General features: G+C 54.5%; 10 protein-coding genes. 3 read left to right on the forward strand and 7 right to left on the reverse strand.

All coding sequences use genetic code 11. The annotated features are described in order from the left end of the window. Positions 1-9: 9 nt before the first annotated feature. Both J4377_RS12135 and J4377_RS12140 read right to left on the reverse strand, forming a co-directional pair. Positions 10-2,574, reverse strand: coding sequence for an ABC transporter permease (locus J4377_RS12135; protein ID WP_253485758.1), 2,565 nt, complete (start codon positions 2,572-2,574; stop codon positions 10-12). Further along, positions 2,567-3,418, reverse strand: coding sequence for an ABC transporter ATP-binding protein (locus tag J4377_RS12140; RefSeq protein WP_253485759.1), 852 nt, complete (start codon positions 3,416-3,418; stop codon positions 2,567-2,569). Before J4377_RS12140 ends, J4377_RS12135 begins: the two co-directional genes overlap by 8 nt. Here J4377_RS12140 and J4377_RS12145 point away from each other — a divergent pair. The 3 genes from J4377_RS12145 (at position 3,417) to J4377_RS12155 (ending at position 6,841) form a co-directional block, all read left to right on the forward strand. Continuing rightward, entirely contained in the window at positions 3,417-4,088 is a 672-nt protein-coding gene (locus J4377_RS12145; protein WP_253485760.1) for an arylesterase, read from the forward strand. The genes J4377_RS12140 and J4377_RS12145 overlap by 2 nt on opposite strands. A 120-nt stretch (positions 4,089-4,208) precedes the next feature. Next, entirely contained in the window at positions 4,209-4,922 is a 714-nt protein-coding gene (locus tag J4377_RS12150) for a transglutaminase-like cysteine peptidase (RefSeq protein WP_253485761.1), read from the forward strand. A 14-nt stretch (positions 4,923-4,936) separates the two neighbouring features. Further along, entirely contained in the window at positions 4,937-6,841 is a 1,905-nt protein-coding gene (locus J4377_RS12155) for an EAL domain-containing protein (protein ID WP_253485762.1), read from the forward strand. Positions 6,842-6,894: 53 nt separating this feature from the next. Here J4377_RS12155 and J4377_RS12160 read toward each other — a convergent pair whose 3' ends face one another. The 5 genes from J4377_RS12160 to J4377_RS12180 all read right to left on the reverse strand — a co-directional run bounded on the left by J4377_RS12160 (position 6,895) and on the right by J4377_RS12180 (position 15,210). Beyond that, entirely contained in the window at positions 6,895-7,218 is a 324-nt protein-coding gene (locus J4377_RS12160; protein ID WP_038476863.1) for a hypothetical protein, read from the reverse strand. Positions 7,219-7,270: 52 nt separating this feature from the next. Then, a complete protein-coding gene (locus J4377_RS12165; protein ID WP_253485763.1) occupies positions 7,271-7,747 on the reverse strand; it encodes a hypothetical protein in 477 nt (158 codons plus the stop codon). A 74-nt stretch (positions 7,748-7,821) separates the two neighbouring features. Next, on the reverse strand, positions 7,822-13,902 hold the full coding sequence (locus J4377_RS12170) for an Ig-like domain-containing protein (protein WP_253485764.1): 6,081 nt from the start codon (positions 13,900-13,902) through the stop codon (positions 7,822-7,824). Then, positions 13,880-14,167: a hypothetical protein gene (locus J4377_RS12175; RefSeq protein WP_253485765.1), complete on the reverse strand. Its 288-nt coding sequence runs from the start codon at positions 14,165-14,167 to the stop codon at positions 13,880-13,882. Before J4377_RS12175 ends, J4377_RS12170 begins: the two co-directional genes overlap by 23 nt. After that, positions 14,164-15,210, reverse strand: a complete 1,047-nt coding sequence (locus J4377_RS12180) for an Ig-like domain-containing protein (protein WP_253485766.1) — start codon at positions 15,208-15,210, stop codon at positions 14,164-14,166. The genes J4377_RS12175 and J4377_RS12180 overlap by 4 nt, the downstream gene beginning before the upstream one ends. Between the last annotated feature and the right edge of the window lie 2 nt (positions 15,211-15,212).

Raw genomic sequence — 15,212 nt, forward strand, 5'->3', positions numbered from 1 at the left:
AAAGTTTTGTTAAGCCTCACCAAGCAACCCCAAGCTCGCCGCAGGCGCTTGACGCCGCAGGCTATAAGAAAGGGCATGTCCGATAATGCCAATCAGTAATGCGCCCCCTAAGGGCAGAACTAGCCATAAGCTCACATGCAGGCGCGGTGTTAAATCAAGCCAATAGAGATAAAGCGCGGCAGTGGCAAACTCTGCAAGGAAAGCCCCCATCAAACCGCTGGCAAAACCGAGCAGCGCATATTCAGCACCTTGTACCCGTGAAATCATTCGGTTACCTGCACCAAATACACGCAGCAAGCCGCTCTCATGGGCGCGTACCGGCCGACTAGCCGTCAGTGCTGCATAAAGCACGCTAACGCCAGCCATCAGAACCAGAATAAGCACTAGCTCTACCGCTCGGGTGACCTGGGTAAGCACCTCGCGCACTTGGCCTAAGATGGCATCCACGTTGAGCAGTGATACGCCTGGAAAATCATTAACTAATTGTCGGATTAAGCTCTGCTCTTGTTCTGGCAAGTGAAACGCGGTGATAAAACTATGGCCAAACGATTCAAGCACGCCCGGTGGAAAAATAACGAAGAAATTTGGGTTAAAACTATCCCAGTTAAGGCTGCGCAGGCTCTCAATACGGGTGGTGATGGTATCACCGCCTACAGAGAACGTTAGCTCGTCCCCTAACCCAAGGCCAAGACGCTCTGCTAGTCCATCTTCCACAGAGATGGGCACAACGTTAGAGGCTTCCTGAGGCGTGGCCTCCACCTCACTCAACCATCCCTGTGGCTCACGCGGTTGTGAAAACCACTCTCCAGCGACGACCTGATTACCTTCGGGCAACGCTGATTGCCAGGTAAGATTCAGTTCACGGCGCAGCGAGTTATCGCCTCTGGCATCAGGAGGAACGGCTTCTATCGGCGGCTGACCGTTAATAGCACTGATTCTTCCGCGCACCATTGGGTATAGAGTGCTTTGAGTCTCCACCCGCGGAGCAACCGCATCTTCGAAAGCATCTCGCTCACTGGGCTGAATATTGATAGCAAAGTAATTAGGGGTATTCGCCGGCAACTGATCTTGCCAGGTGGACAATAAATCCCCCCGCACTAGTACGATCATCGCCATCGCAAAAAACGTGACCGAAAACGCCAGCAGTTGTCCAAGCCCTGCTTGCTTTCGACGGGCCAGCTGCCTGCCGCCCAACCGAAACGCTTGGCCCCACTCACTTCCACCGGAAAGCCGTTGAACAGCTTTCAACAGGCCGTTTAGCAACAGCGTGCTAGCCATCCATAGAAGCCCTAACAGGGCCGCACCGCCAATGAGTAGCGCCAGTGCAAGCGAAAAACTGCCTGAGTAAAGCCACAACAGGCCACCAAACACTAGACTCGCCACTCCCACTACTAACCAAGCAGACGGTGGTAGTGGGTCAAGCTCACGACGCAACACTTTCAGCGCACTAACACGCTTAATGCGTAACAGTGTGGGGCCAGCAAAACCAACCAGCACCGCAAGCGCAGTAAAAATGCCCAGCCAAAGCGGCATAATGCCGGGGGGTGGTAAAGTCATAGGCAGAAAACTTGTTAACAGCCACAGCAGCACAGCCTGACCAATAAGCCCTAACAGCGCGCCAATAATTGCGGCCATCAGTGCGAGTCCCATTAGTTGCAGGGTAAAAATAGTCACCAGTTGATATTGACTAGCGCCGAAGCAGCGCAGCAACGCCGCGGTGTCCAGATGGCGTTCAACGTAACGACGAGTCGACATAGCCACCGCGACGCCCGCTAATAATACCGCCGCCAATCCGGCAAGCCCAAGATAACTCTCAGCGCGTTGAAGCGCGTTGCCTAACTGAGGACGGTCAACACGTACATCACGTACGTCTACCCCATTACGTTTTAGTTCGGCCAGCAAGCCCTGTACTTGCTCCAGTGCTGTAGGAGGCCCAGCAGCAAGCAGTTCAAACTCGAGCCGTGACCCTAACTGCACCAATCCTGTTGCTTCCAAGTCGGCGGTATTAAGCATTAAACGAGGATTAAAATTACTAAAACCAGCCGACTGATCCGCCTCGCGCTCGATAATCCCACTAATAAGCAGTTCTGCTTGGCCTACTTGAACACGGTCGCCTATCGCAATGTCAATCAGCTGCGCTAACCGTGGGTCTGCCCAGGCTTCCCCAGGCGGTGGGCCTGATGCAATCTGCTCAACCCCGTTACCACGATCTACATGAGAAACGCCATAGTGAGGATAGACATCATCCACCGCTTTCAAGCTAGCTGGCTGGAAGCGCTCACCACGACTAATCATTGACACTAGATCAACCTGATCACTCAGCGTAAAACCCGCTTGCTCTAGCGTCGTGCGTAGCTCCTCAGAGAATGGCTCGCGCTGCTCGAGGACTAGATCTCCTCCCAGCATCTGGCCTGCTTGGCGCTCTAACCCACGCTCTAGGCGGTCTAAAAAAAAGGCGATCATGGTAGAAGCGGCAACTGCCAACACCAGCGCGACAAACAGAGCGCGAACATCAGCGGCACGTAGGTCACGTTTCAAACTACGTGCCGCAAGCCGCCAGTTTATATCACTCATCGCCACCCCCGCTGACAGCAGCGGTTGGCTCGAATGGCATCAACTGCCCGTTAGCCAGGCGCAAACACCGGTCGCAGCGGCGGGCAAGTGCGTGGTCGTGGGTCACTAAAATTAGCGTCGTGCCCGCTTCACGGTTCAGCGTGAAAAGCAGGTCAATAATCTGTGCGCCCGTATCGGGATCAAGGTTACCTGTTGGTTCGTCGGCAAAGACTAGTTCAGGGTCGGTAACGAACGCACGTGCTATAGCTACGCGCTGCTGCTCACCTCCCGAAAGCTGCTTAGGCAGATGTTCTGTGCGCTCACCAAGCCCGACTCGCTCAAGCCATTGAGCCGCGGCCTGAGTTTCTCCTGCTCGGGGAGACAGCTCTAACGGCAATAGCACATTTTCCAATGCACTTAACGTCGGTAGCAGCTGAAAGTTTTGAAATACAAAACCGACTCTTCCAGCCCGCAACGCAGCACGCCCATCTTCATCCATTTGGCTTAGCGGCTGGCCAAATAGCGTGAGTTCACCATCACTGGGCGTATCCAACCCTGCCAACAGCCCTAGCAAGGTCGACTTACCAGCACCGCTTTTACCAAGAATGGCAACACTTTCTCCCGCTGCTACGCTAAGCGCAAGGTCGTGTAAGATAGTTAGCGAACGTTCACCGCTTTTCACCTGTTTAGAAAGTTTCTCAGCATGCAGGACTGGCTGGTGAGCTTGCTTGTGAGGAACATTACTAGCGGTGATGGTGTCGGTGGTGGGCTGATGCGAAGAGGCAGCATCGGTTGGCAAATTAGCGGTTGGGTCCAAGTGGGCTTTTGGATCCAAATTGGCTTGTGGATCAGAGGAGTAAGACATGAAGCATGGCATCCCTATAGCGAGGCAAAGACTGAACCGCATGGTAACCGGAGGGTTGCTGGCACTGATAGTCATCTTTAGCGCGCCGGCACTCAACGCCGACCAACCCCCAACACTTTTAGTCATGGGCGATAGTCTTAGTGCCGCCTATGGTATAGAGCAAGAACGGGGCTGGGTCACGTTATTGGCTGAGCGGCTAGAAGGTGAAGCCCAGGTTATAAATGCCAGTATCAGCGGTGAAACGACGTCCGGCGGTGCACAACGATTGGCTAACATCATCGGACAGCGACAGCCTGATATCGTTCTGTTAGAGCTCGGTGGCAACGATGGATTACGTGGCCTTCCGCCTACTCAAATGCGTTCCAATCTAGCTAGTATGATTGAACAAAGCCAACAGGCAGGTGCTGACGTACTGCTTCTCGGCATTGATATTCCGCCCAACTATGGCCAAGCCTACCGTGATGCCTTCACAGGCGTTTTCCATTCGTTAGCTGATGAGTATGACGTGTCTCTCGTCCCTTTCTTGTTGGAAGACGTAGCACTTAACGAACAACTGATGCAAGACGACGGCATTCACCCCACCGCCGAGGCTCAGCCAATTATTTTAGACAACGTTTGGCCAGCACTGGAACCACTGCTCGACAGCGTGTTTCAAGCATCCGCCAAATGAGGTGACGACAGTCCTCCCTCCGCGTTTAAAGCTAGTACTTTCTAATGAGAAGATATTACTGAGGAGATAGTGCACTTCAACGCAGTAGCTTGTAGGCTTAACGCTTATTAACTATTACTCATGGGGTTTATGCCTGCCTCCTCTCGCTCCCAACTTAAGCAACTTTCGCGTCGACAGTTTTTAGCTACTGTCGGCGCTGTTGTGCTGAGCTCAGGATTAGGTTTTCACGCCTCGCCTGCAACAGCCTTCAACCCCCAACGATTACGGCAGAGCATGCAACAACAGTATGGCCAAAGCGGTCTTGCTGTTTTAGAAGAGTGGTTTGCCATGCTGGAGCGTTTGCGTGGGCAAGAGGTGCAAATGCAACTTCGCGAGGTCAACGACTTCTTTAATCGCCGAGTACGTTGGATTGATGATATCCACGTATGGGGACAAGAGGACTACTGGGCGACGCCATTAGAGGCCATGGGTAAAGCACAAGGCGACTGCGAAGATTACTCCATTGCCAAGTACATCACCCTGAAGCAACTAGGTGTTCCCGGTGAACGCCTGCGCATGATTTATGTTCGGGCACGCATTGGCCGCAGCCAGATCACCCAGGCACATATGGTACTTGGCTACTACTCAACGCCCAGTGCCGAGCCGTTAGTACTTGATAATATTGCGCCTTCTATTACCCCTGCTTCTCAGCGCACTGACCTAGACCCAGTATTCAGTTTTAATAGCGATGGGTTATGGGCTGGTAGCACAACGCAATCACGTGCCGACCCGTTAGCGCGACTATCACGCTGGCGCAATGTCGTTGAACGGATGCAATCACAAGGTTTTATTTAAGAGGATTAAGCACTATGTCGCTGATTAAACAGCTCTGGCTGGCCATTATTGCGCTACTGTTGCTTTCGTTTATCGGCAGCCTTGCGATCAGCATCACCTCGAGCCGTGACTATATCGAGCAGGAAGTGCGCATTAAAAACGAAGACAATGCAACGGCATTGGCACTTTCCATGAGCCAGCTCGATAAGGACGTGGTAACACTAGAACTGTTAATCTCCGCACAGTTTGATACTGGCTATTATCGCCGCATTACCCTGCGAGACACCGAAGGCCAGGTGCTCATTGAGCGTTCGGCCAACGAATATAGTGGCGATGTACCCGCCTGGTTCCGCAACGTTATTCACTTTGATGTACCGATTGGCACGGCAACGATTCAAGACGGCTGGCGGCAATTCGGTACGCTTGAACTCGAAAGCCAGCACAGTTTCGCCTATACCTCTTTGTGGCGCATTATGCTTGAGCTTGCAGGCTGGTTCTTGCTGGCCGGCGCTATCAGTCTCGCCATTGCCACCGTTGTGGTGCGCGGTATCAAGCATCCTCTGGTACGGGTTGTCGCCCAGGCAAAAGATATCAGCGCCCGACGCTTTACCACCATTAAAGAACCCCGCACGTTAGAGCTACGCGAAGTGGCCCAAGCAATGAACGTTCTGTCTGCTAGTGTGCACCAAATGCTCAGCCAGGAAAGCCAAAAACTGGATGAGCTACGTCGCCACCTGCAACACGATCGTGTCACAGGGGCGCTCAATCGCGATGTGTTTATGAGCCGTTTATCATCGTTACTGGGGAGTGAAGACGCCCGTGCCACGGGGCTGATGATAATGACCAGAGTGGAGTCGCTTGAAATCCTCAATGAACAGCTAGGCCACCAAGCTACTGATCAGTTACTCAGTGAGTTAGTGACACAACTCTCTCAGTTGGCCCCCACGCCAGAAGAAGCACTGGTTGGGCGATTAAACGGTAGTGACTTTATCCTCATGCTGCCTTTAGAAGCAGAGACTAGCGCACTCATACCGCGTCTTCGTCAAGCACTTGATAGCATCGCGCTCAAGGCGCCCAATATCGGCATGCGTTTACCAACCGCTGTGGTTGCCTACACACCTCATGATGATCGAGGTGGTTTATTGGCTACGTTAGACGACGCCCTTGCCGAAGCCGAAAGTGCGAGCGCCCACACCACAGTTGCTATACGAGAGCATCAGCATAACTCTCTCTTTGGCAATCATGCCGAATGGCGTTCGGCGCTAAATGCCGCGATTGCGCTGGGCCCCCAGCTCGCTTATTTCCCAGTTATTGATGCCCACCACGACGTACTACATTACGAATGTCCTGCTCGCCTAGAGCTTGCCAATCACTGGCAAACAGCTGGCACGTTTATTCCCTGGATCTCGCGCTTTAACTTAGAGCCCGCGCTCGATATTGCCGTGGTTAAGAAAGCCCTTGAGCAACTCGCTTACAATCCAGCGCACGCCATTGGCATTAATCTTTCAATTGCCTCAATTACTAATGCTGAGTTTGTTATTGAGCTAAGAATGTTGCTCGAAAAACAACCGCAACTTGCCAAACAGCTGTGCTTCGAAGTGCCCGCTATGTTGAACAGCCACGCTATTGGTAGCCTTCGCGGCTTATGTGCCGCGCTAAGGCCATTAGGTTGTCAGTTTGGAATTGAACATGTCGGGGCAGAATTCACCAAACTTGCCGATTTACACGACATCGGGCTTGCCTATCTAAAAATAGACAGCAGCTTGATTGGAGGGATTCATACCTCTCACGAACAGCAAACCATCGTGCGAGGTATGGCCACGCTATGCCACTCCCTTGGCATTCAGGTGATCGCAGAAGGGGTGACTGAACAAGCTGAATTGGAAAGCCTCTTCAGCGTAGGCGTTGACGGAGCTACCGGCCCAGGCGTACGCGCATAAGCACCTTCGATAAGGAAGCCATGAACAACAAGGCGTTACAGAGTAACGCCTTGTTAGATAATACCGCCATCATCACTAATCAAATTGACATCATTCTTCGCACGCAACGATTTACGTTCCATGATTTTACTCTGCGCCGCCGAAGGCAAGTCAGTAAAACTAAGCACGCCCTTCTCTAGCAGCACTTCCAGCATATCTTCCACCACCCGCACAAAAGCCAAGTCGGATGCAATAAACTGCGCCGACTGCCCTGTTTGCTCAGCTAAAAAAGCGAACACTTCTGGTGAATCATCATTGATAGTGTCATTACACTCAGGCGATGGCTCTTTGCTGAGCATCACAATCTCCCCTTGGGCGTTGCGTTTGATGTAAAGCATGGATTACTCCCTTACGGATTCACTGGCTACGAAGGATGGTTGGATCGAGTCTTTATTTTTTTGCTGAACGACTATTTATTTCAATTGCTAAATTTTTAAGATAACCTTCGTAGGTTTCATTATGGGTAATTTTTCTTACTTCTTTTCCCACCTGACACGCCCATTTATTTCCTCCACATATTAAAGCAGCCTGCGTAATTAGATCCACGTAGGAGGAACGTAGTATAAATGCAATGCTTTTTTCGTAGTCTTCTCCCTCTCTTTCCAGCTGGGTTGCCACTTGCCAATTAGAGATTGCATTCATTAGCACTGAGTTCAAATGATCAAAATTCTTACGATAAAAGGTATTTCTTGGGAGCTTAATCAGCACATCAAAAAAAAGCTTATTAATAGCATCATCACTGATCACTTTATCTTTATCAATCAAATCATCCCACTTATGGGCAACATCGCAGATAATCTCTATATATTCAACAGCTAATTTATCACCTTTCATCCAACGTAAAAGCTGTATCTCATCAAAATACATACTGCCTCCCTTCACAATTGAAAAACCCCACACATAGCGTATGGGGCATTTCTTTTTTGCTAAAACAGTTCTGATTATTGATCTATCTTAAGTTGGCCATCATCCAGCATGCTTTGAATAAAGTCTGAAGAATTACTACCTTGTGGAATTTCCACACCCTTCAACACGATACGTTGATCCGCATTACTGCCATCTGATGCTAAGCCTCCATCCGATTTGACATGCAATACCGCATCAGCACCCTGCTGCTCCGCCACAATATACTGATCGAGGTTCTCTGCATTTTCTCCCTGCAGAAGGTCAGCAATATCTAGCCGATCCGCAGAGGCATCTGAACCGAACGTTCCTACGTTAAAGTCCATTACCTGATCAACTGCCGGAGAGAGGCTTTCTCCTTGGTCGCCCGACTCCCATACGAAGTTATTTGCGCCACTACCTCCATACATAATGTCATCTCCAGCCCCACCAATTAGCGTGTCATTCCCACCTTGTGCAAACAGAATATCATCGCCATCCCCTCCAGTCAGGATATCGTTACCGCCCGTCCCTGTGGAGTTATTAAACTCCCCATGATTATTGCTAATGTATTGATGGATCTGCTCAGCAGAAATTTGATTAGGATCTGCGATACCCAACTGACCTGCAATGTAAGCCTTAATCGCAGGTAAGCCGTTACCTTCTATCCCTCCGAAGGTAACCTGATCTCCAAACAAGATATCATTGCCATCACCACCGGAAATAATGTCATCACCAGACGGCAGCTCGACATCTTGCCCAAGTATGGCGTCAGCAAGTTGCTCCGGATCGATATTCGACTGGACAATGCCATCAGAGTCATATGCCTGAAGGCTATTTTCATTTAGCTCGTTGCCCAAACCTATTGCATTGACCGACGACATACCGTCTAGCTGTGCAAATGCTTCCTGTGAGTTCTGGACTACCGTTTGTGTGGTGCTACTGCCATTGCCACCAAGAACAGAAATCTCGTATGTGCCGTCTCCTTCGGGTTTTACTTGTCCAACAATTCCATCTTTAGACCAGCCACGACCAATCCAACCCACAATGGGCAACCATATCCCAGAGTTATAGTTCCAATTAGAAACATTACCGTTCACATCGATGACCTCTCTGTCTTGGCCATCAATATTCATCGAATAAGCTTGTCCAGGAACGTAATCAATGTCATCAATAGTCAAGTTCCAAAGACTATTTCCTCTGGAGCCTACAACCACACTCTCCTGTTCGTTGGCTTGATAATACGTCGGTAAACCATCGGTAATAAAGTAGGTCTGGTTGGTACCAGAATTGGCTTGTACGGCGTCTGTATAGAACCAGTTGGCAGTGGTTTTAAATACATCTTCATAGTTGGTGCCCCCACCACGCTGGAATCCATCCAAAACTGCTTGTAGCTTGGGCAGTGCTTGTGGATCCGACAAATCAACACTAACACTTCTTCCTGCCTGAGTATCAAACTCTACCAAGAAGATGTTCACCGTGCCGGCGTTATCCTCACCTACACTCTCTTTAAGTGTATTGAATACTTCAGTCAATGATGCCTTAGCATTGGCGATATCGGCATTCGACATACTGCCCGATGTATCCACCATAAACGCCAGGTTGTAGTTTTCACCTGGTACTAACTGCAGACCAGCGACATCACTAATAATAATGTCGTTTGCACTGGTACCGTCAATGGTGTCGCCACCAGGCGAACCAACCACAATATTGTATTGCTCAACGTCGGTGGTATCAGTGCTGGTTTTACTGTCTGTAACTTGCTGGTCTCCAGCTGCATCCTGGTAGACCTCGCTTGAAGTTACCGTAGCAGTAATATCAAAAGCTCCGGCGTTCACAGGCACTTTCATCGTTAACATCAACTGATCGATGCTATCCCCTGTAGGATTAGTCACCAGCCAACTGCCATCCGACTGGCTAACCACACCCTCTCCGGTCAGCACCACTCCCGCAGGAATGTCTGTCAAGATAACATCCGACAGTACCTCACTGCCGTCAGTGTCGGTTAATAGAGCAGAGAGCTCGACCTCGATAATGTCATAGCCAGTCTGGGTAATAGTGGTAGTAGCATCACTGGGCAACATAGTGGAGCCATCGCCATAGATGATCCCACGAATATTATTAACACTAATAGTCACACCAGTGTCCAAATCGGTGATGGTTCCATCATAGCCCGAGTTTTGATGCTGGTCGCCTAGGTTAAATGCATAGCTTGTTAACGGCTTGTTTAAGTAGATATAGTCTTTGTCATCACCATTGATCGAATTAACTGGCTGGTTACCATTCACCAACTTATTGAAGTCACCGATGAGCGCAATAACATCAACACCGTTGGTATTATTGGCACTCCCAGGGTTTAGGTTGCCATCACTAAACGGTGGTTTGATTACCTCACCGCTGATTCCGGCAGCGCTGATTTCAGTACCCTCAATGGTGATAGTAACGCTGCCATGCTCAACCGTAATGACTGATGCTCGTACCGACTCAAGTGTGTCACCCAGCGATACAGAGATAGTGGGTGCATCGGCAACAGGCTTGATATCGATTTTGAGGGTAGCTTCCACTCCTTCATTGCGAGCATCAGTGGGTACGAACTGCAACTGAGCATAGTCAACTTGCTGGTTACCTACACCCTCACCACCATAGCTATCGAAGCCTGACTCATTAGCTTCTGGCATAAAGCGCAGTTGCCCAGCATCTATTTCCGCTCTGGTGAAGTTTGCATCCACTGCCACGCTCTGCCACTGCCCACTGGCATCTTTGAATTCCAATGTTCCAGAGGAAGGCAAATCGGTAATCACAATTCCCTGTTCAGCAGCAGGTGAATCGTCAGTGATATTAAAATCACTCCATTTCAGTATTAAAGCGGTGTCTTCCTCACCTGTTACTTGTCCACCCGCAGCCTCTGGGGCGGCGTCGACGTTGTATTCCTTCTCGGCGGTGACGTCGCCCACGTTGCCGGCTTCGTCCGTCGCGGCGATCACGCCGTCGATGGTTTGGTCGGCGTCGGCGACCAGGTCACTGCCCTGTACGTTGACGCTCCACTCGCCCGCTGCGTTAACGGTGGTGGTGTAGCTGTCATTGCCGTTGATGGTCAGGGTGACCACGTCGCCTTCCGCGTATTCGCCGGTCACGCGGCCGGTCACGGTCACGTCGCCGTCGGCTTCCTCGGCGTTAACGGTGTTGTCGTCCGTCACGTCGTCGATGATCAGCGTGGTGCTGCTGTCAGTCGGGGCGTCTACGTCGACGTTGTAGACTTTCTCGGCGGTGACGTCGCCCACGTTGCCGGCTTCGTCCGTCGCGGCGATCACGCCGTCGATGGTTTGGTCGGCGTCGGCGACCAGGTCACTGCCCTGTACGTTGACGCTCCACTCGCCCGCTGCGTTAACGGTGGTGGTGTAGCTGTCATTGCCGTTGATGGTCAGGGTGACCACGTCGCCTTCCGCGTATTCGCCGGTCACGCGGCCGGTCACGGTCACGTCGCCGTCGGCTTCCTCGGCGTTAACGGTGTTGTCGTCCGTCACGTCGTCGATGATCAGCGTGGTGCTGCTGTCAGTCGGGGCGTCTACGTCGACGTTGTAGACTTTCTCGGCGGTGACGTCGCCCACGTTGCCGGCTTCGTCCGTCGCGGCGATCACGCCGTCGATGGTTTGGTCGGCGTCGGCGACCAGGTCACTGCCCTGTACGTTGACGCTCCACTCGCCCGCTGCGTTAACGGTGGTGGTGTAGCTGTCATTGCCGTTGATGGTCAGGGTGACCACGTCGCCTTCCGCGTATTCGCCGGTCACGCGACCGGTCACGGTCACGTCGCCGTCGGCTTCCTCGGCGTTGACGGTGTTGTCGTCCGTCACGTCGTCGATGATCAGCGTGGTCGTGTCGCTCGTCGGAGCCTCCGCGTCGACGTTGTAGACTTTCTCGGCGGTGACGTCGCCCACGTTGCCGGCTTCGTCCGTCGCGGCGATCACGCCGTCGATGGTTTGGTCGGCGTCGGCGACCAGGTCACTGCCCTGTACGTTGACGCTCCACTCGCCCGCTGCGTTAACGGTGGTGGTGTAGCTGTCATTGCCGTTGATGGTCAGGGTGACCACGTCGCCTTCCGCGTATTCGCCGGTCACGCGGCCGGTCACGGTCACGTCGCCGTCGGCTTCCTCGGCGTTAACGGTGTTGTCGTCCGTCACGTCGTCGATGATCAGCGTGGTGCTGCTGTCAGTCGGGGCGTCTACGTCGACGTTGTAGACTTTCTCGGCGGTGACGTCGCCCACGTTGCCGGCTTCGTCCGTCGCGGCGATCACGCCGTCGATGGTTTGGTCGGCGTCGGCGACCAGGTCACTGCCCTGTACGTTGACGCTCCACTCGCCCGCTGCGTTAACGGTGGTGGTGTAGCTGTCATTGCCGTTGATGGTCAGGGTGACCACGTCGCCTTCCGCGTATTCGCCGGTCACGCGGCCGGTCACGGTCACGTCGCCGTCGGCTTCCTCGGCGTTAACGGTGTTGTCGTCCGTCACGTCGTCGATGATCAGCGTGGTGCTGCTGTCAGTCGGGGCGTCTACGTCGACGTTGTAGACTTTCTCGGCGGTGACGTCGCCCACGTTGCCGGCTTCGTCCGTCGCGGCGATCACGCCGTCGATGGTTTGGTCGGCGTCGGCGACCAGGTCACTGCCCTGTACGTTGACGCTCCACTCGCCCGCTGCGTTAACGGTGGTGGTGTAGCTGTCATTGCCGTTGATGGTCAGGGTGACCACGTCGCCTTCCGCGTATTCGCCGGTCACGCGGCCGGTCACGGTCACGTCGCCGTCGGCTTCCTCGGCGTTGACGGTGTTGTCGTCCGTCACGTCGTCGATGATCAGCGTGGTGCTGCTGTCAGTCGGGGCGTCTACGTCGACGTTGTAGACTTTCTCGGCGGTGACGTCGCCCACGTTGCCGGCTTCGTCCGTCGCGGCGATCACGCCGTCGATGGTTTGGTCGGCGTCGGCGACCAGGTCACTGCCCTGTACGTTGACGCTCCACTCGCCCGCTGCGTTAACGGTGGTGGTGTAGCTGTCATTGCCGTTGATGGTCAGGGTGACCACGTCGCCTTCCGCGTATTCGCCGGTCACGCGGCCGGTCACGGTCACGTCGCCGTCGGCTTCCTCGGCGTTAACGGTGTTGTCGTCCGTCACGTCGTCGATGATCAGCGTGGTGCTGCTGTCAGTCGGGGCGTCTACGTCGACGTTGTAGACTTTCTCGGCGGTGACGTCGCCCACGTTGCCGGCTTCGTCCGTCGCGGCGATCACGCCGTCGATGGTTTGGTCGGCGTCGGCGACCAGGTCACTGCCCTGTACGTTGACGCTCCACTCGCCCGCTGCGTTAACGGTGGTGGTGTAGCTGTCATTGCCGTTGATGGTCAGGGTGACCACGTCGCCTTCCGCGTATTCGCCGGTCACGCGGCCGGTCACGGTCACGTCGCCGTCGGCTTCCTCGGCGTTAACGGTGTTGTCGTCCGTCACGTCGTCGATGATCAGCGTGGTGCTGCTGTCAGTCGGGGCGTCTACGTCGACGTTGTAGACTTTCTCGGCGGTGACGTCGCCCACGTTGCCGGCTTCGTCCGTCGCGGCGATCACGCCGTCGATGGTTTGGTCGGCGTCGGCGACCAGGTCACTGCCCTGTACGTTGACGCTCCACTCGCCCGCTGCGTTAACGGTGGTGGTGTAGCTGTCATTGCCGTTGATGGTCAGGGTGACCACGTCGCCTTCCGCGTATTCGCCGGTCACGCGACCGGTCACGGTCACGTCGCCGTCGGCTTCCTCGGCGTTAACGGTGTTGTCGTCCGTCACGTCGTCGATGATCAGCGTGGTGCTGCTGTCAGTCGGGGCGTCTACGTCGACGTTGTAGACTTTCTCGGCGGTGACGTCGCCCACGTTGCCGGCTTCGTCCGTCGCGGCGATCACGCCGTCGATGGTTTGGTCGGCGTCGGCGACCAGGTCACTGCCCTGTACGTTGACGCTCCACTCGCCCGCTGCGTTAACGGTGGTGGTGTAGCTGTCATTGCCGTTGATGGTCAGGGTGACCACGTCGCCTTCCGCGTATTCGCCGGTCACGCGGCCGGTCACGGTCACGTCGCCGTCGGCTTCCTCGGCGTTAACGGTGTTGTCGTCCGTCACGTCGTCGATGATCAGCGTGGTGGCTGCTGTCAGTCGGGGCGTCTACGTCGACGTTGTAGACTTTCTCGGCGGTGACGTCGCCCACGTTGCCGGCTTCGTCCGTCGCGGCGATCACGCCGTCGATGGTTTGGTCGGCGTCGGCGACCAGGTCACTGCCCTGTACGTTGACGCTCCACTCGCCCGCTGCGTTAACGGTGGTGGTGTAGCTGTCATTGCCGTTGATGGTCAGGGTGACCACGTCGCCTTCCGCGTATTCGCCGGTCACGCGGCCGGTCCGGTCACGTCGCCGTCGGCTTCCTCGGCGTTAACGGTGTTGTCGTCCGTCACGTCGTCGATGATCAGCGTGGTGCTGCTGTCAGTCGGGGCGTCTACGTCGACGTTGTAGACTTTCTCGGCGGTGACGTCGCCCACGTTGCCGGCTTCGTCCGTCGCGGCGATCACGCCGTCGATGGTTTGGTCGGCGTCGGCGACCAGGTCACTGCCCTGTACGTTGACGCTCCACTCGCCCGCTGCGTTAACGGTGGTGGTGTAGCTGTCATTGCCGTTGATGGTCAGGGTGACCACGTCGCCTTCCGCGTATTCGCCGGTCACGCGGCCGGTCACGGTCACGTCGCCGTCGGCTTCCTCGGCGTTAACGGTGTTGTCGTCCGTCACGTCGTCGATGATCAGCGTGGTGCTGCTGTCAGTCGGGGCGTCTACGTCGACGTTGTAGACTTTCTCGGCGGTGACGTCGCCCACGTTGCCGGCTTCGTCCGTCGCGGCGATCACGCCGTCGATGGTTTGGTCGGCGTCGGCGACCAGGTCACTGCCCTGTACGTTGACGCTCCACTCGCCCGCTGCGTTAACGGTGGTGGTGTAGCTGTCATTGCCGTTGATGGTCAGGGTGACCACGTCGCCTTCCGCGTATTCGCCGGTCACGCGGCCGGTCACGGTCACGTCGCCGTCGGCTTCCTCGGCGTTAACGGTGTTGTCGTCCGTCACGTCGTCGATGATCAGCGTGGTGCTGCTGTCAGTCGGGGCGTCTACGTCGACGTTGTAGACTTTCTCGGCGGTGACGTCGCCCACGTTGCCGGCTTCGTCCGTCGCGGCGATCACGCCGTCGATGGTTTGGTCGGCGTCGGCGACCAGGTCACTGCCCTGTACGTTGACGCTCCACTCGCCCGCTGCGTTAACGGTGGTGGTGTAGCTGTCATTGCCGTTGATGGTCAGGGTGACCACGTCGCCTTCCGCGTATTCGCCGGTCACGCGGCCGGTCACGGTCACGTCGCCGTCGGCTTCCTCGGCGTTAACGGTGTTGTCGTCCGTCACGT

Source organism: Halomonas sp. XH26 (assembly GCF_024138895.1).
Lineage (GTDB): Bacteria > Pseudomonadota > Gammaproteobacteria > Pseudomonadales > Halomonadaceae > Vreelandella > Vreelandella alkaliphila.